16 protein-coding genes and 1 riboswitch are annotated in these 16637 nt (G+C 69.8%); of the genes, 12 read left to right on the forward strand and 4 right to left on the reverse strand.

Going from position 1 to position 16637, the window contains the following annotated elements:
* Positions 1-14: 14 nt before the first annotated feature.
* The 6 genes from rfbC (at position 15) to YU1_RS33285 (ending at position 5173) form a co-directional block, all read left to right on the forward strand.
* A complete protein-coding gene (gene rfbC / locus YU1_RS0101585; RefSeq protein ID WP_029002580.1) occupies positions 15-572 on the forward strand; it encodes a dTDP-4-dehydrorhamnose 3,5-epimerase in 558 nt (185 codons plus the stop codon).
* 10 nt (positions 573-582) lie between these two features.
* A complete protein-coding gene (gene rfbB / locus YU1_RS0101590; protein WP_198018789.1) occupies positions 583-1638 on the forward strand; it encodes a dTDP-glucose 4,6-dehydratase in 1056 nt (351 codons plus the stop codon).
* Positions 1638-2531 (forward strand): dTDP-4-dehydrorhamnose reductase, encoded by an 894-nt coding sequence (gene rfbD, locus YU1_RS0101595; protein WP_245263197.1) that lies wholly within the window; start codon positions 1638-1640, stop codon positions 2529-2531. The genes rfbB and rfbD overlap by 1 nt, the downstream gene beginning before the upstream one ends.
* Positions 2528-3397, forward strand: a complete 870-nt coding sequence (gene rfbA / locus YU1_RS0101600; RefSeq protein ID WP_029002583.1) for a glucose-1-phosphate thymidylyltransferase RfbA — start codon at positions 2528-2530, stop codon at positions 3395-3397. The genes rfbD and rfbA overlap by 4 nt, the downstream gene beginning before the upstream one ends.
* 101 nt (positions 3398-3498) lie before the next feature.
* Positions 3499-4107 carry a D-sedoheptulose-7-phosphate isomerase gene (locus YU1_RS0101605; protein WP_029002584.1) on the forward strand — a complete coding sequence of 203 codons (609 nt, stop codon included), beginning with the start codon at positions 3499-3501 and terminating at the stop codon, positions 4105-4107.
* Between the two features lie 4 nt (positions 4108-4111).
* On the forward strand, positions 4112-5173 hold the full coding sequence (locus YU1_RS33285) for a D-glycero-alpha-D-manno-heptose-1,7-bisphosphate 7-phosphatase (protein WP_245263198.1): 1062 nt from the start codon (positions 4112-4114) through the stop codon (positions 5171-5173).
* Between the two features lie 259 nt (positions 5174-5432).
* Here the strand turns inward: YU1_RS33285 and YU1_RS0101615 are convergent, their stop codons facing one another.
* On the reverse strand, positions 5433-5948 hold the full coding sequence (locus YU1_RS0101615; RefSeq protein WP_029002586.1) for a hypothetical protein: 516 nt from the start codon (positions 5946-5948) through the stop codon (positions 5433-5435).
* A 281-nt stretch (positions 5949-6229) separates the two neighbouring features.
* Between YU1_RS0101615 and YU1_RS0101620 the strand changes: the two genes are divergently transcribed.
* The 3 genes from YU1_RS0101620 (at position 6230) to YU1_RS0101630 (ending at position 7956) form a co-directional block, all read left to right on the forward strand.
* Positions 6230-7003, forward strand: coding sequence for a ferredoxin--NADP reductase (locus YU1_RS0101620; RefSeq protein WP_029002587.1), 774 nt, complete (start codon positions 6230-6232; stop codon positions 7001-7003).
* Positions 7004-7110: 107 nt separating this feature from the next.
* Positions 7111-7425 carry a type II toxin-antitoxin system TacA family antitoxin gene (locus YU1_RS0101625; RefSeq protein WP_051356357.1) on the forward strand — a complete coding sequence of 105 codons (315 nt, stop codon included), beginning with the start codon at positions 7111-7113 and terminating at the stop codon, positions 7423-7425.
* 24 nt (positions 7426-7449) lie between these two features.
* Entirely contained in the window at positions 7450-7956 is a 507-nt protein-coding gene (locus tag YU1_RS0101630; protein ID WP_029002589.1) for a GNAT family N-acetyltransferase, read from the forward strand.
* Between the two features lie 83 nt (positions 7957-8039).
* Here YU1_RS0101630 and YU1_RS0101635 read toward each other — a convergent pair whose 3' ends face one another.
* Complete coding sequence (locus tag YU1_RS0101635) at positions 8040-8750, reverse strand: GIY-YIG nuclease family protein (protein ID WP_051356358.1); 711 nt, start codon at positions 8748-8750, stop codon at positions 8040-8042.
* Positions 8751-9062: 312 nt separating this feature from the next.
* On the opposite strand from YU1_RS0101635, the gene YU1_RS0101640 reads away from it, so the two are divergent.
* A complete protein-coding gene (locus YU1_RS0101640; RefSeq protein ID WP_029002591.1) occupies positions 9063-11717 on the forward strand; it encodes a PepSY domain-containing protein in 2655 nt (884 codons plus the stop codon).
* 46 nt (positions 11718-11763) lie between these two features.
* On the opposite strand, the gene YU1_RS0101645 is transcribed toward YU1_RS0101640, so the two are convergent.
* Both YU1_RS0101645 and thiD read right to left on the reverse strand, forming a co-directional pair.
* Positions 11764-12387 carry a helix-turn-helix domain-containing protein gene (locus tag YU1_RS0101645; RefSeq protein WP_029002592.1) on the reverse strand — a complete coding sequence of 208 codons (624 nt, stop codon included), beginning with the start codon at positions 12385-12387 and terminating at the stop codon, positions 11764-11766.
* Between the two features lie 91 nt (positions 12388-12478).
* Positions 12479-13300 (reverse strand): bifunctional hydroxymethylpyrimidine kinase/phosphomethylpyrimidine kinase, encoded by an 822-nt coding sequence (gene thiD / locus YU1_RS0101650; protein ID WP_029002593.1) that lies wholly within the window; start codon positions 13298-13300, stop codon positions 12479-12481.
* 83 nt (positions 13301-13383) lie between these two features.
* A riboswitch (TPP riboswitch) is annotated at positions 13384-13490 on the reverse strand.
* A 166-nt stretch (positions 13491-13656) separates the two neighbouring features.
* Between thiD and YU1_RS0101655 the strand changes: the two genes are divergently transcribed.
* Positions 13657-13893 carry an Lrp/AsnC ligand binding domain-containing protein gene (locus YU1_RS0101655; RefSeq protein ID WP_029002594.1) on the forward strand — a complete coding sequence of 79 codons (237 nt, stop codon included), beginning with the start codon at positions 13657-13659 and terminating at the stop codon, positions 13891-13893.
* Positions 13894-14030: 137 nt separating this feature from the next.
* Positions 14031-16610 (forward strand): cation-translocating P-type ATPase, encoded by a 2580-nt coding sequence (locus YU1_RS0101660; protein ID WP_245263199.1) that lies wholly within the window; start codon positions 14031-14033, stop codon positions 16608-16610.
* The last annotated feature ends 27 nt before the right edge of the window (positions 16611-16637 follow it).

Here is a 16637-nt window from a genome sequence, read left to right on the forward strand (position 1 = left end):
AGACGCAAGTAGACATGACATCGATCACCCGCCTCGACATCCCCGAGGTCGTGCTCATCACCCCGCCCCGCTTCCAGGATTCCCGCGGCTATTTCAGCGAGACCTACAAGAAGTCGGCATTCGACGCGGCCGGGCTCGACTTGACCTTCATCCAGGACAACGAATCCCTCTCCACCACGCCGGGGACCATCCGGGGCCTGCACTTCCAGGCCCCGCCCTTCGCCCAGGCCAAGCTGGTGCGGGTGATCCAGGGCGCGGTGTTCGACGTGGCGGTGGACATCCGCAAGGGCTCGCCCACCTTCGGCAAATGGGTCGGCGCAACGCTGACCGCCGAGCACGGCGAGCAGCTCCTGATCCCGCACGGCTTCGCCCACGCCTTCTGCACCCTCACGCCGGACGTGAAGGTCCTCTATAAGGTGGACGGCGCCTATTCCAAGGTCAGCGAAGGCGGGATCATCTGGAACGATCCGGACCTCGCCATCACCTGGCCGACCAAGGAGGCCGTGGTCTCGGACAAGGACGCGGAGCTGCCGCGCCTCAAGGACCTCGACAGCCCGTTCGTCTATTCCTGAGGTGGCATCCATGGCGCAACGTATTCTCGTCACCGGCGGCGCCGGCTTCATCGGCTCGGCGGTGGTGCGCTATCTGATCGGCACCGGCGCCAAGGTGCTGAACTTCGACAAGCTGACCTATGCCGGCAACCTCGCCTCCCTGGCGCCGGTGGCCGACCATCCGAACTACAGCTTCGTCAAGGCCGACATCTGCGACCCCGAAGCGGTGCGCACGGCGCTCGACGGCTTCAAGCCCGACCTGGTGATGCATCTGGCGGCGGAATCCCACGTGGACCGTTCCATCGACGGCCCCGGCGCCTTCATCACCACCAACATCAACGGCACCTACGTGCTGCTCCAGGAAGTGCTGCGCTATTGGCGCGCGCTGCCCGGCGGGGAGCAGGCCGGCTTCCGCTTCCACCACATCTCCACCGACGAGGTGTTCGGCAGCCTCGGGGCCGAGGGCCTGTTCCGCGAGGACACGCCCTACCAGCCGAACTCGCCCTATTCGGCCTCGAAAGCGGCCTCCGACCATCTGGTGCGGGCCTGGCACCACACCTATGGCCTGCCCACCGTCCTCTCCAACTGCTCGAACAATTACGGCCCCTACCACTTCCCCGAGAAGCTCATCCCGCTGACCATCCTCAACGCGCTGGATGGCCTCCAGCTGCCGGTCTACGGCACCGGCGAGAATGTGCGCGACTGGCTCTATGTGGAAGACCATGCCGAGGCGCTGGCGCTGATCGCCACCACCGGCAAGCCGGGCGAGAGCTACAACGTGGGCGGCCTCAACGAGCGGCGGAACATCGACGTGGTGCGCACCATCTGCGCCATCCTCGACGAGATCACGCCCGACGCGAAGATCGGCAAGCGCGAGAGCCTGATCCATTTCGTCACCGACCGGCCCGGCCACGATGCGCGCTATGCCATCGACGCCAGCAAGCTCACCGCCGAACTGGGCTGGACCGCCCGCGAGACGTTCGAGACCGGCCTGCGCAAGACCGTGCACTGGTATCTCGACAATCGCGGCTGGTGGGAGCCGCTGCGCAACCGCTATGCCGGCCAGCGCCTGGGGCTCGCCTCCTGATGCGCATCCTGCTGTTCGGCGCCGACGGCCAGCTCGGCCGCGAACTGACCGCGCTCGCCGCCGAGCGCGGCCTCGACCTGCGCGGCCTCAACCGCGCCGCGGTGGACATCACCGACCCCGCCGCCGTGGCCCGCGCGCTGGAGGCCAACCGGCCGGACGTGGTGGTGAATGCCGCCGCCTATACCGCCGTGGACAAGGCCGAGAGCGAGCCGGACCTCGCAGCCCGCGTCAATGCCGGCGCCCCCGGCCTGATCGCCGAGCGCTGCGCCCGCTACCGCACGCCTTTGATCCACATCTCCACCGACTATGTCTTCGACGGCACCAAGGCCGGCGCCTATGCGGAGAGCGATCCCATCGCCCCGCTCGGCGTCTACGGCCGCACCAAGGCCGCCGGCGAGGCCGCCATCCGGGCGGCGGGCGAGCGGCACCTGATCCTGCGCACCTCCTGGGTCTATGGCGTCCACGGCGCCAACTTCCTCAAGACCATGCTGCGCCTTGCCGGCGACCGCGACCGGCTGACCATCGTCGCCGACCAGCGCGGCTGCCCGACCGCCACCCGCGACATCGCCGAAGGCATCCTGGCCGCCGCCGCGCCCGCGGTGACTGGGGCCGCCCGCTGGGGCACCTATCATCTGGCCGGCCGCGGCGTGACCACCTGGCACGGCTTCGCCCAGGAGATCATCGCCCGCGCCGCCCGGCACACCGGCCGCACCCCGGAAGTCGCCCCCATCACCACGGCGGACTATCCGACCCCCGCCCGGCGCCCGGCCAATTCCGAATTGAATTCCCAGTTGTTCGAGCGGACGTTCGGCTTCAAGGCCGCGCCCTGGCAGCAGCGCACGGCCGAGGTGGTCGACGCTCTGCTCACCCCCATTCCCGTGGAGGCCCCGTGAAAGGCATCATCCTCGCCGGAGGTTCCGGCACCCGGCTCCATCCCATCACCCTCGTCGTCTCCAAGCAGCTGCTGCCGGTCTACGACAAGCCGATGATCTACTACCCCTTGTGCACGCTGATGATGGCGGGCATCCGGGACATCCTGATCATCACCACGCCGCACGATTCCGAGCTGTTCCAGAAGCTCCTGAAGGACGGCAGCCAGTTCGGCCTCAACATCTCCTACGCCGTGCAAGCTTCCCCGCGGGGCCTCGCGGACGCCTTCATCGTCGGCCGGGAGTTCATCGGCAACGACAAGGTCGCGCTGGTGCTGGGCGACAACCTGTTCTTCGGCCACGGCCTGCCGGAGCTGCTCCAGGGCGCCCAGCAGCGCGAGACTGGGGCGACCGTCTTCGGCTATCCGGTCAAGGACCCCGAGCGCTATGGCGTGGTGGAGATGGACGAGAGCGGCAAGGTGCTGTCGCTGGAAGAGAAGCCCTTGAAGGCCAAGTCGAATCTGGCGGTCACCGGGCTCTATTTCTACGACAACCGGGTGGTCGACATCGCCGCCAACCTCGCCCCCTCCCCGCGCGGGGAGATCGAGATCACGGACGTGAACAAGGCCTATCTGGAACTGGGCGAGCTGCAGGTGAGCATCATGGGCCGGGGCTTCGCCTGGCTCGACACCGGCACCCCCGCCTCGCTGGTGGAGGCCGCCCAGTTCGTGCAGATTCTCGAACAGCGACAAGGGCTTCGCATCTCCTCTCCGGAGGAGGTGGCCTACCGCGCCGGCTTCATCGACCGCGCCCAGCTCTCGGCCATGGCGGAAGCGCAGAAGAAGTCGGACTACGGCATCTATCTCGGCAACCTGGCCGCCGGGGGCTGAGCCGGCCGCCTTTCTCCCGCCCTGCCCGGGGGCCATCCTGGCGGCGCTGATCCTCACCCGGCGGCGGGCGCCGCCGGGGCCGCGTGCTGAAAGAGACCCCCGTGAGCCACGACGCCTCCCCTTTCGCCCCGCAAATTCGCGATTACTACACCCTGTCACGCGACACGCTGGACAAGGCGCTGGCGAGCCCGGACTTCGTCGCCCGCACCGAGGCCATCGCCCGGCTGTGGACCGAGCGCCTCGCCGCCGGCCACAAGATCCTGATCTGCGGCAATGGCGGCAGCGCCGGAGACGCCCAGCACATCGCCGGCGAACTGCTCTGCCGCTTCCGCTTCGACCGGGCGCCGCTGCCGGCCCTGGCGCTGACGGTCGATTCCTCGGTCATCACCGCCATCGGCAACGACTATGCCTATGACCAGATCTTCGCCCGCCAGGTGCTCGGCCTCGCCACGCCCGGCGACGTGGTGGTGGGCATCTCCACCTCCGGCCGCTCGCCCAACGTGGTGAAGGCGCTGGAGGCCGCCCGCACCCGCGGCGCCACCACGGTCGCCTTTACCGGCGAGGACCCGCGCGACCTCGGCCCGCTGGCCGACTTCGTGCTGAATGCCCCGTCCGCCTCCACGCCGCTGATCCAGCAGGTGCACATGACGGCGGCCCACATCATCTGCGAGCTGGTGGAAGCGACCCTGTTCCAGCCGCCGGGGGCCTGAGGCCATGGGCGGCGCCCCGGCGCCGATGCAGGCGGTCATCCCCTGGGGGTTCGCCCATGAGGATGCGGCGGGGCTTGCCCGGGCGCTGACCGACGCCGCCCGCTTCGGCTTCCGCCACCTGCTGGTGCCGGTGCCCGCCGCCCTCGCCCACCGGGCCGAGGCGATCGCCGCCGCCTTGCCGCCTTTGCCCCACCTGCCCCAGGTCCAGTTCGCGCCGGTGGTCCAGTTCGCGCCGGTAGCGGCAGCCACCGGCGATGCCCTGGCGCGGGTCGCTCCGCTGCTGGAGCCGGTCTTTCTGCTGGTGGATCCAGGCCAGGTGGTCGAGGCCAACTGGCTGGAGCTGGCGCTGCGTGCCCCGCCGGGCGGCCATGCCCTGGCCGTCGCCGGCGCGAGTGCGGCGGCTCCCGCCGGGCTGGCCCTGCTGGGGCGCGACGCCCTGCCGCCGGGCGCCGACCTGCCCGCTCTCCTGCGCGGGCTCGCCGCCGACGCCCGCACCGCGCTGTGGCGCCTGCCGGCGGATGCCGTGCGGCCCGTCCACGCCGGCACCCCGGCCCGCCCGCCGCGCCCGGCCCTGTTCCTCGACCGCGACGGCACGCTGAACGCCGACTATGGCTATGTGAGCGACCCCACCCGGCTGGTGCTGCTGCCCGGCGCCACGGCGGCGGTGAAGCGGGCCAACGATCTCGGCTGGTCGGTGTTCCTGGTCACCAACCAGTCCGGCGTCGGGCGCGGCTATTATGCCGAGGCGGACGTCATCGCCTGCAATGCAGCCCTGCACGATTTGCTGCGGGCGCAAGGCGCCCATCTGGACGACATCCGCTACGCCGCCGACCATCCCGAGGCGCTGGAGGCGCGCTACCGTGCCGCCACCGGCTGGCGCAAGCCGGCGCCCGGCATGCTGACCGACCTCATGGCGCACTGGCCGGTGCGGCGCGAGGCGAGCCTGATGGTGGGCGACAAGGACAGCGACGTGGCGGCGGGCGAAGCCGCCGGCATCCGCGGCCTGCTGTGCGACGGCGGCGACCTCGACGCCCTGCTGGCGCCGTACCTCCACCCGCCGGCGTGAGAGCCGGGGGGCGTCGGCGGACCCGAACCGGAGGGTTAGTCGCGCGATCGAGACGACGGCAGAGTTGCAGTGGAAGGCCCACGGACGCCAATCTCCCGACACTGGCCAGGAGGCGTGTCGGCCAATTGCCGCAGCTGTTCAACGCTCAGCGCGTCGCTCACACCCAGGTGCCCGGCCAACTGCGCGCGCGCGCGACGATACGCTTCCACATCCGCACGAGGCGGCGATCCAGCGTATTCGATGTTCCTCGCGCGAACGGTCATGGCTGCACTCTCCGATCATAGTATGTGGCACCGTTTATGGTTTCCGCAAGGCGAAAGCCCATTGCCTGATACCTCGGCAATACGCCTGCTAACGGTGCCTTCAGCTTGACGCGCTGCCGACCGATGACTTTCGCATAACTATCGGCTGCTTCGACCGCGAACAGAGCGACCCATCCGGCCAAAGGGTTCGCACCACCGCTCCGCTCGACAAAATGAATCGTGACGTTGTCTGGCCCCCGCGACGCGCGCCCGATGGCCAGGGCGGCCAAGTTGTCCCGATACCAGACAGCGAGCTCGAAGCGCCGGAGATATGGCCTGTTTTGCCCGACCAGCTTGCGCCAGGGAAACTGGAAGCCTTCCGCCTTGCCGACAGCCAAGTCCGAAATGCCGGCGAACACGACGTTGCCCGCCAACTCCGGAAAGCGAGTTGCGATCTTCTCGCAGGCAAAATCCCTGGATGCGCTTCTGTAGGCTTCATACTTGGCTTCCACATGCGCCTTGCCATGTTGCACATGGGCCTCCCCAGCCGATGCCGATGCCGATGCCGATGCCGATGCGGGAATATCATGAAGGGATAGCCGACTTTACAAGCATGCTCCGAAGGCCGCATCGATCGGCCTCATCCTCGCGCCTGTCCGGAACCGCTAAAAAGACACCCCGCCGCAGTGCAGCGTGGGAAATGCATGTTATAGGGTGGAAGCGATCTTACCACAGCGTGCACTCGTGATTGAGTGCGCGCGCTTCCGTGCCCCGGCTGCCCGCCGGCGCCTGTCCCGATGTCGAGCCAGTCCCCATGAGCAATCTGAACGAAGAGACGGTCACAAGCGTCCATCACTGGACCGAGAACCTCTTCACCTTCACCACCACCCGCGATCCCGGCTTCCGCTTCCTCAACGGCCAGTTCGTGATGATCGGCCTGATGGTGGACGGCAAGCCGCTGCTGCGCGCCTATTCGCTGGCCAGCGCCAATTACGAGGAGGACCTCCAGTTCTTCTCCATCAAGGTACAGAACGGCCCGCTGACCTCGCGCCTCCAGCACCTGAAGGCGGGCGACAAGATCCTGGTGGGCCGCAAGGCCACCGGCACGCTGATCCAGGACAATCTCACCCCCGGCAAGCGGCTCTATCTGCTCTCCACCGGCACCGGCCTCGCGCCCTTCCTCTCCGTGGTGAAGGACCCGGACGCCTATGAAAGGTTCGAGCAGATCATCCTGATCCACGGCTGCCGCACCGTGGCGGAACTGGCCTATGACGACTTCCTCACCAAGGAATTGCCGGAGAACGAGTTCATCGGCGAGGAGGTGAAGCGGAAGCTGCTCTACTATCCGACGGTGACCCGCGAGCCGTTCCGCAACCAGGGCCGCATCACCCAGCTGATCGAGAACGGCAAGCTGTTCACCGACCTCGGTGTGCCGCCCCTGAACCCGGCCGAGGACCGCCTGATGCTGTGCGGCAGCCCGGCGATGCTCAAAGACCTGGTGGAGGCGCTGGAGGCGCGCGGCTTCAACGAGGGCAGCCAGGCCACCCCGGCGGAGTATGTGATCGAGAAGGCCTTCGTGGAGAGGTGACGGGCGGGGGGTGGGCCTGTCGGCGCCTCGCCCTGCCTGTCCCGGCATCGGGGCGCATCTTGGATCATACGGCAATTTGCCGTATATGAGTGGCAAAGGACACCGCCATGCCCAAGGCCCTGCACGAGCCCGTTTCCACCCCCCCGGTTGAAGCCGAGACCGCCCGGCTGGAAGCGCGCATTCCGGTCCAGATCTATGACCAGATGCAGCGCGCCGCGCGGCTGCGCGGCATGACCCTGACCGGCTATCTCATCGCCACCGCCGGCGAGGACGCCCGGCGCGTCGTCGAGGAGGCCGAGATCATGCGCCTCGCCCGCGAGGACCAGATCCGCTTCGCCGAGGCGCTGATCGCCCCGCCCCGGCCGAACGCGCGCCTCGCCCGCGCGGCCAAGCGCCATGCCGAGCTGATCGCGCCCCGGTGAGCGCCCGTCCATGAGCCCCCGCCGGTGAGCGCCCGTTTCGCCATCGAGCCGCTGGCGACGGCGCACCGGCGCTCCGGCTTCACCTGCGGCAACGCGCGGATCGACCTCTATTTCCGCGAAACCGTCTCGCAGGATGTGAAGCGCCACTACGCCACCTGTTTCGTCGCCCGGGAGCTGGCGAGCGATCGCGTGGCCGGCTTCTATACCTTGTCATCCAGCACCGCGCCGCTGACCGAGGTGCCCGAGCCCCTGGCGCGAAAGCTGCCCCGCTATCCCAGCGTCCCGGCGGTGCTCATCGGCTGGCTGGGGCGGCACAGCGACTATGCCGGACAAGGGCTTGGCGCGGCCTTGCTATTCGACGCGATCCGGACGGTGGCGACCGCGCCCATCGGCGCCCACGCCATCTTCGCCGACGCCATCGACGACGAAGCGGCGGCCTTCTATGCCGCCTTCGGCTTCACCCCTTTGCTGCGGCGACCGCGCACCCTCTATCTGCCGGTGGCGACGGCGCTGGGGCTGGTGTCGTTGTGAGGGGATGTCTTCGATCCCCGTCTTTTTCGCTTCCTTCGTCACCAGTCGCTAAGTGCTGATCGTCTTTTCATGTTCCGCGAACCTTACTGGAACTTGCGCTTTTTGAATGCTGCCACATCCTGCGCCGTCAGCTTGAACCATTCGCCGTTGGCCCGACGATCCGCGAAGCGCCGATGCCAGTAAGCTTCGATGCCGGGCGGATCGTCGGTTCGGATCGTGTGGAATAGTTCGGCCTTGTCGGGCAAAGCGATTGTGATTTGCTTAAAACGCCGTTCGGCATCGTCGCTGCGGCCGATTTTATAGAATTCGCCAGATTTAATGAGATACACGAATCCTTCGATGGACTGCAATAAAGATTGCCGCTGAAATGCGTCGTTGCTTTGTTCAGGCAACATAGCTGCAACATCGGATAAAGCCGCATCGGTCGCTACATGCTTGGCAAGTGCAGCGACCATATCGGATCGACGCCCGAAATTGCTCTTAATGACATTTGGATGAGGGATCGAAGGATTTGTTCGCCGCAGCATCTCGAGTTCTGCGTTTGTTGGCAAACGTCCGTAATAGCGGCAAGCCGCAACTACCCCGGAAAGGACCACATTTGCATCCGATTTACTGGTCCAATTGTTCGGCTGGAAGCCCGCTTCGCTTAACGCATCACCCCATCGCGCCCAAAACCGACCGCGCCACTGATGTTCAGCAATGCCAGTTTCTTTAGCGAACAGCTTCTGCCCCGGAGCCTGCCCCCCATTTGCCGAAGCTAACCGTCGTATCTCTTGAAGAATGAAATCCCGCATTCGGATAACCTAAACAGCCTTCCTATCGGACGGAACAGCAATTTCCGCGGCTCCTTCCCCCAGCCTTAACCCACCTAGAGCGCCCCCCACCTTCCCCTGTGTTCGCCTCTCTCCTGCCAAGTGTTTTTATTTATAATAGTTCCATTCAGAGCGCCGCATATTGAGCTGCCCCAGATGCATTGCTATGCATCCTCAGGTTCTCTTGAGCATATCCGCGCGAAAAAGCCCGGTGCGCCGCTTTTTCTCGGCGGCAATGCGCAGGGTTTTCGCCGCGCGTGGGTTCAAGTCACGCAGGTCGGGGGCGTGGCGTCGATGATCAAGGCTGTTCTGTTTCAGATTCACTGGTTCCTCGGCATCACCGCCGGGATCGTGCTCGCCGTGGTCGGCGTCACCGGCGGCATGCTGTCGTTCGAGGACGAGATCCTGCGGGCGCTCAACCCGGGCATCATCACCGTCACCCCGCAGGGCACGCCGCTGGCGCCCGACGCGCTGCTGGCCCGCGTGCGCGCCGCCGCGCCCGACCGCGCCGTGAGCATGCTCACCGTGCGCGCTGATCCGGACGCCTCCGCCCGCGTGATGTTCGCTCCCGCGCCCGGCGTCCAGGGGCGCGGCGAGATGCGCTATGTGAACCCCTATGACGGCGCGCTGCTGCCCCAGCCGGTCGGCGTCGATACCCTGCGCACCATCATGTTCATCCATCGCTGGCTGGCGGCGGGCGACGTGGGCAAGCAGATCGTCGGCGCCGCCACCGCCATGCTGGTGTTCTTCGCCCTCTCCGGGCTCTATCTGCGCTGGCCGCGCAACGCGCTGTCGCTGAAGCGCTGGTTCGCCCTCGACCTCAGCCGGCGCGGCCGCTCGCTGTTCTGGGAGCTGCATTCGGTCATCGGCACCTGGGTGCTGCCCTTCTACCTGCTGGCGGCGCTGACCGGCCTCACCTGGTCCTACGACTGGTACCGCATGGCCTTCTACGACCTGATGGGCGCGCCTCGCCCGGCCCAGCGCGGCGGCCCGCCCGGCGCCCCGCCGCCCCAGCCGGGCGCGCAGGCCCAGGGCGCGCAAGGACAGGGCGGGCAAGCACAGGGCGGGCAAGGACAGGCGGCACGGCCGCAAGGGCAACCCGGCGCGCAAGGCGAGCGCGGCGGCGCGCGGCCCCAGGGCAACCGGGCGGCGGGGCCGGACCTTTCCGTCCTCTGGCCGGTCTTCCTGAAGGAGAGCGGCGGCTACAGCCAGGCCACGCTGCGGCTGCCGCAGGGCGCGGGGCCGCTGACCATCCAATACCTGCCGCCCGATCCGGCCCATGAGCGGGCCAGCAACACCCTGGTGCTCGATCCCGCCGGCCAGGTGCGCGAGCACAGGCGCTATGCCGACCTGCCGCTCGGCCAGAAGCTGGTGGCCAGCATCTTCCCGCTGCATGCGGGCTCCTATTTCGGCATCGCCGGCACCGTCCTGATGATGATCGCCAGCCTGCTGATGCCGCTGTTCGCGGTCACCGGCTGGCTGCTCTATCTCGACCGGCGGCGGAAGAAGCGCGAGATCGCCCGGCAGGCGCAGGCCACGGTGGCCGAGGCCGCGCCCGCCGCCGACGCGGCGCCGGTGCTGGTCGCCTTCGCCAGCCAGAGCGGCACGGCCGAGCGCCTCGCCTGGCAGAGCGCCGGGGCGCTGAAGGCCGCCGGCCTGCCGGTGGAGGTGACCGCGCTCGGCGCGCTGGCGCCGGAGGCGCTGGCCGGGGCGAAGCGGGCGCTGTTCGTGGTCTCCACCTTCGGCGAGGGCGAGCCGCCGGACGCCGCCCGCGCCTTCGCCCGCACCGTGATGGGCCGCAGCACCGCCCTCGCCCAGCTCGACTATGGCGTGCTGGCCCTGGGCGAGCGTTCGTTCGGCCGGTTCTGCGGCTTCGGCCGCGACCTCGACGCCTGGCTGCGCACCCAGGGCGCCACGCCGCTGTTCGACCGGGTGGAGATGGACGGCGAAGACCCCGGCGCGCTGCGCCACTGGCAGGCCCAGCTCGGCGCCCTCTCCGGCGCCGGCACCCTGCCCGACTGGGTGCCGGCGGCCTATGGCGCCTGGCGCCTCGCCGGGCGGCGGGAGCTCAATCCCGGCAGCGCCGGCCTGCCCACGTTCCACGTGCTGCTGGAGCCGGTGGAGGCTGCCGACCTGACCTGGACGGCGGGCGACATCGCCGAGATCGGCCCGCGCAACGACCCGCGCCGGGTGGACGCCATCCTCGCCGCCGCCGGCCGCGACGGCGCGGAGACGGTCACCGCCGGGGGCGAGAGCCGTGCGCTGCGGAGCGTTCTGGAGGAGCGCCTGCTGCCGGAGGACGCCAGCGTCGCCGGCTGGAGCGCGCAGAAGCTGGCGGACACGCTGCCGCCGCTGCCGCACCGGGAATATTCCATCGCCTCCATTCCCCAGGACGGGCGGCTGGAACTCCTCGTGCGCCAGGCCCGCACGCCGGACGGCCTCGGCCTCGGCTCCGGCTGGCTCACCGCCTTCGCCGCCGAGGGCGCGCCGATCGCCCTGCGCATCCGCCGCAACACCGGCTTCCACCCGCCGGCGGACGGCCGGCCGATGATTCTCATCGGCAACGGCACCGGCCTTGCCGGCCTGCGCGCGCACCTCAAGGCCCGCATCCAAGCGGGGCACGACCGCAACTGGCTGGTGTTCGGCGAGCGCAATGCGGACAGGGATTTCTACTTCCGCGACGAGATCGCCGGCTGGACCGCCGCCGGGGCGCTGGAGCGGCTCGACCTCGCCTTCTCGCGCGATCCGGACCGGCGCTACGTGCAGGACGCGCTGCGCGCCGCCGCCGACATCCTGCGGGCCTGGGTGGCGGACGGCGCGGCGATCTATGTCTGCGGCAGCCTGAAGGGCATGGCGCCCGGCGTGCATCAGGTGCTCGGCGAAGTGCTGGGCGCGGACAAGCTGGAAGCGCTGGCCGAGCAGGGCCGCTACAAGCGGGACGTCTATTGAGGCGAAGCCCCGCGCCCCTGCGGCGCGGGTGAAATGGCGACGCGCCTCAGTCCAGCACGGCGGCCTTCAGCAGGCACACCATGAGGGCATGGGCGGGCGCGGCGGTGGCGTTGCGGATGATGTGCTGGCGGTCGCAGCGGTAGCGCAGCGTCTCACCCGCCTTGGCGGTCTCGGTCACGCCGCCCACCTCCACCTGCAGCTCGCCCTCCAGCACGGTCAGGCATTCCACCGAGCCGCGCTGGTGGCCCTCGGAATCCAGCACCCCGCCGGGCGCGGCGTGGAAGTCGTAATATTGCAGCCACTCCACCGTCTTGATCCAGCCGATGATGGCCAGACGGCACAGCCCGTCCTCGGACTGGAGCATGGGCGTGTCGGCCCGCGTCAGCTTCTCCACGAACGGGGCTTCGTCGGAATTGGCCAGCACCCGCTCCACCGTGATGTCCAGCGCCTGCGACAGGCGCCAGACGGTGGCCAGCGTCGGGTTGGTCTCGTTGCGCTCGATCTGGCTGATGATCGACTTGGCGACGCCGGACTGCTCGGCAAGGTCCGACAGCGAGAGATTGTAGGCCTTGCGCAGCCGTTGGATGGTCTTGCCCAGCTGGCCGGTGATCGCGTGGGCGCCCGGTTCCAATCCGCTGCCGCGCTCGGCTGGCTTCTCGCGCTGAACCATTGCTCTCCCTTTTACCGAACACACGTTCGCTTCCCCGGACGATAGCGGGAAAGCCGAGCGCCGGGCAAGAAAAACCAGCGGTGCCGGGGCGTCAGGAGGACGGCCAGAGCGCGTAAAAATGGTGCACCGGCCCGTGCCCACGCCCCACATGCAGGCGATCGGCCGCGGCGATGGCGCCGGTAATGTAGGCCTTGGCCGCCGCGACCGCCGTGGCGAGATCCTCACCCTTGGCGAGGCCGGAGGCGATGGCCGAGGACAAGGTGCAGCCGGTGCCGTGGGTGTTGCGCGTGACATGGCGCGGCGCCGGCAGCCGCACCACGCCGGCGGGCGTCACGAGCAGGTCGACGCTTTCCGCCCCGGTGCCGTGGCCGCCCTTCATCAGCACCGCCTTCGCCCCCAGCGCCAGCAGCCGCTCGCCCTGCGCCCGCGTCTCGTTTTCGCCTTCGGCCACCGGCGCGTCGAGCAAAGCGGCGGCCTCCGGCAGGTTCGGGGTCACGAGGTCGGCCAGCGGCAGGAGCCGGCTCTTGAGCGTGTCGATGGCCGCGTCCTCCAGCAGGCGCGCGCCGGAGGCGGCCACCATCACCGGGTCCAGCACCACGTGCCGGGCGCCGAGGCGCGCCAGCCCCTCGGCCACGGTGGCGATGGTGGCGGGGCGCGACAGCATGCCGATCTTCACCGCCCGCACGTCGAGGTCGCTGAACACCGCCTCCATCTGCTGGGCGATGAAGTCCGGCGGCGCGTCGTGAATGGCGGTGACGCCCAGCGTGTTCTGCGCGGTCAGCGCGGTGATGACGCTCGCCCCGTAGACGCCCAGGGCGGAGAAGGTCTTCAGGTCCGCCTGGATGCCGGCGCCGCCGCTGGAATCCGAGCCGGCGATGGTCACGGCGATGGGCGTGTTGCCGGCGGAGGGGATGCCGGCGGAGGGGATGCCGGTGGGGGTGGAAATGCTGTCAGCCACGCTGCGCCTCAGAGCATCGGAAGGCGAAAAGGGGCGCCCCTGCGCCGCGTCTCGGTTCCCTCCGCCGGCATGATCCGGATCAGGTTCGCGGGTTGGCCTTAAGCCTCTCAGCCATCCATGACGGACGGCACCCCGACGAGAGACCCTGAGATGTAGCCGCCGCACCCTCGCGCTTCAAGGCCGGCGCGCCGCAGCGCCGCGCCCGCTTGTCACGGCCGGCGGATTTGTCCACCTTGTCGCGCGCCGCCGTCCACGCCGCCCGGATCCTCGTCCGCGCGCCGCAAGGCCGGGTGCATCCATGGAGCGTTCCGGTGATTCCCTTCTTCGTCCAGATCAAGTGCCAGCTCGGCAAATCCTACGATGTCGCCAACGCCTTGGCGGATGCGGAGATCGCCTCGGAAATCTATTCCACCGCCGGCGACTTCGACCTCCTGGTGAAGTTCTACGTGCCCGAGGCCACCGACATCGGCCATTTCGTCAACGAGAAGGTGCAGAAGCTGCCCGGCATCCAGGACACGCGCACCCTCATCACCTTCAAGGCCTTCTGATCCGCAAGGCCCTCTGATCCGCAAGAGCGTCCGACCCGCAAGGCCGTGTGACCTGCAAGGCCGTCTGCCCCAGGTCACTTCGCCCCCTCGACCCGGGCCGCGTCGTGCGCGATCAAGACGGCGGTGGGGCGGGCCGCATGGCTGCCGCCCGCCCCGAGAGGCTCCAGCCGATGCAGTCGCCCGCCCCCGATGCCGCGCCGCCCGCGCGCCCGGCCTTTCCCTCCGGCCCCACCGCCCCGACCGGCCTGACCGCCGCGGAGGCCGCGCGCCGCCTTCAGGCGCTCGGCCCCAACCTGCTCGGCGCAGCGCGCACCCGCAGCCTGTGGGCCATCGTCGCCGGCACCCTGCGCGAGCCGCTGTTCCTGCTGCTGCTGGTCGCCGCCGGCCTCTACCTGCTGCTGGGCGACATCGGCGAGGGCCTGTTCCTGAGCGCTGGCGCCGCCGTGACCATCGGCCTCGTGGTGATGCAGGAGGTGCGCAGCGAGCGGGCGCTCGCCGCTTTGCGCCAACTGGCCGAGCCCATGGCCCGCGTGCTGCGCGACGGGCAGGAGCAGCGCATCCCCGCCCGTGACCTCGTGCCCGGCGACCTCATCCTGGTGGGCGAAGGCGACCGCCTGCCGGTGGACGGCATTCTCATCTCCGGCGATGCGCTCACCGTGGACGAATCCGCCCTCACCGGGGAATCGGTGCCGGTGGTCAAGCGCGTGGCGCCCGAGGCGGCGGCGGAAACGAGCGACCCGGAGCCGGGCGGCGACCACAGCCCCGCCGTCTTCTCCGGCACGCTGAACGTGCGCGGCCAGGGCGTGGTCCAGGCGACGCGCACCGGGCCCGCCACCCGCCTCGGCCGCATCGGCGCCTCGCTGGCCAGCATCGAGAGCGAGCCCACCGTGCTCCAGAAGAGCATGGGCCGGCTGATCGGCAAGCTCGGCGTGCTGGCCATCGCCTTCTGCGCCCTGGTCACCGTGGTCTACGGCCTCTGGCTCGACAATTGGATCGAGGGCGCGCTCGCCGGCATCACCTTCGCCATCGCCCTGGTGCCGGAGGAGTTCCCCATGGTGCTGGCCATCTTCATGGCCATCGGCGCCTTCCGGCTGGCCGGCCAGAAGGTGCTGGTGCGGCGCGGCGCGGTGATCGAGACGCTGGGCGCCGCCACGGTCCTGTGCGTGGACAAGACCGGCACCCTCACCGAGAACCGCATGGCCCTCGCCGTGGCCGCCACCGGCGAGGACGCCTTCGCCTTCTCCCCCGCCGGTCCGCCGGCCGGTGCCCTGCCGCTGCTCGGCCTCGCCCGCCTCGCCTGCGCGCCGCAGCCGGTGGACCCCATGGACCGCGCGGTGCATGCGGTGGCCGATCCCGCCCTGCCCCCGAACGCGGCGGCGCTGGTGGAGACCTATCCGCTGCGCACCGACCTGCTCGCCTTCATCCAGCGCTGGCGCCTGCCGGAGGGCGAGATGTTCGCCGCCAAGGGCGCCCCGGAGGCGGTCGCCGCCCTCTGTCGCCTGGACGCCCCGGCGCGGGCGGCGCTGGACCGGGACGTGGCGGATTTCGCCGCGCGCGGCCTGCGCGTGCTGGCGGTGGCCTCCCGCCCGGTGGGCGACGCCCCGGCGCCGCAGGACGCGCCCTTCGCCCTCGCCGGCCTGCTGGCCTTCGCCGATCCGGTGCGCGCCGACGTGCCGGGGGCCATCGCGGAGGCCCGGCGGGCGGGCATCCAGGTGGCGATGATGACCGGCGACTATCCCGCCACGGCGCTGGAGATCGCCCGCCAGGCCGGGCTCGACACGGCGGGCGGGGTGCTCACCGGCGCCGATCTCGCCGGCCTCGATCCGGAGGCGCTGAGGGCGCGGGCGCGCGAGGTGCGGGTGTTCGCCCGCATCATGCCCGAGCAGAAGCTCGCCATCATCCAGGCGCTCCGGGCCAATGGCGAGGTGGTGGCCATGACCGGCGACGGCGTCAACGACGCCCCGGCGCTGGAGGCCGCGCACATCGGCATCGCCATGGGCCTGCGCGGCACCGACGTGGCGCGCGAGGCGGCGGACCTGGTGCTGCTGGACGACCGCTTCGTCTCCATCATCGGCGGCATCCGCCTCGGCCGGCGCATCTTCACCAACCTGCGCAAGGCGCTCACCTATGTGACCGCTATCCACATTCCCATCGCCGGGCTGGCGCTGCTGCCCATCCTGATGGGCCTGCCGCCGGTGCTCTATCCGGTCCATGTGGTGCTGCTGGAACTGCTGGTGGACCCGCTCTCGGCCCTCGTCTTCGAGGGCGAGCCCAGCGAGCGCAGCGCCATGGAGCGCCCGCCGCGCGCGGCCGGCGAGACTTTATTCGGCGCCCGGCAGATCGCCTTCGGCGTGCTCCAGGGCGCCGTCGTGCTGGCGGCGGTGCTGGCGCTCTATGCCTGGTGGCTGAAGGCCGGCCATCCGGAGGCGGAAGCGCGCGCCGGCGCCTTCCTGGCGCTGATGATGGGCAATCTGGTGCTGGCCTTCGCCGAATCCGCCGAGCCGGGCACCGCCTTCTTCGACCCGCGGCGCGCCGCCTTCTGGATCATCTGCGCCCTGGCGTCGGCGGTGGTGTCGGCGATCCTGCTGGTGCCGCAGCTCACCGCCATCTTCCGCCTCGCCCCGCTCTCCGGGGCGCAGTTCGCCACCGTCGGCGCGGTGGCGCTGCTGGCCGGCGGCTGGAGCGGCATCCTGCGCCGCATCCCCCGCCGGCCCTGAGCGCCGGCGGGCCGGCGGCGGCGCTCG

The sequence above is a fragment of the Azorhizobium doebereinerae UFLA1-100 genome, from assembly GCF_000473085.1.
GTDB lineage: Bacteria > Pseudomonadota > Alphaproteobacteria > Rhizobiales > Xanthobacteraceae > Azorhizobium > Azorhizobium doebereinerae.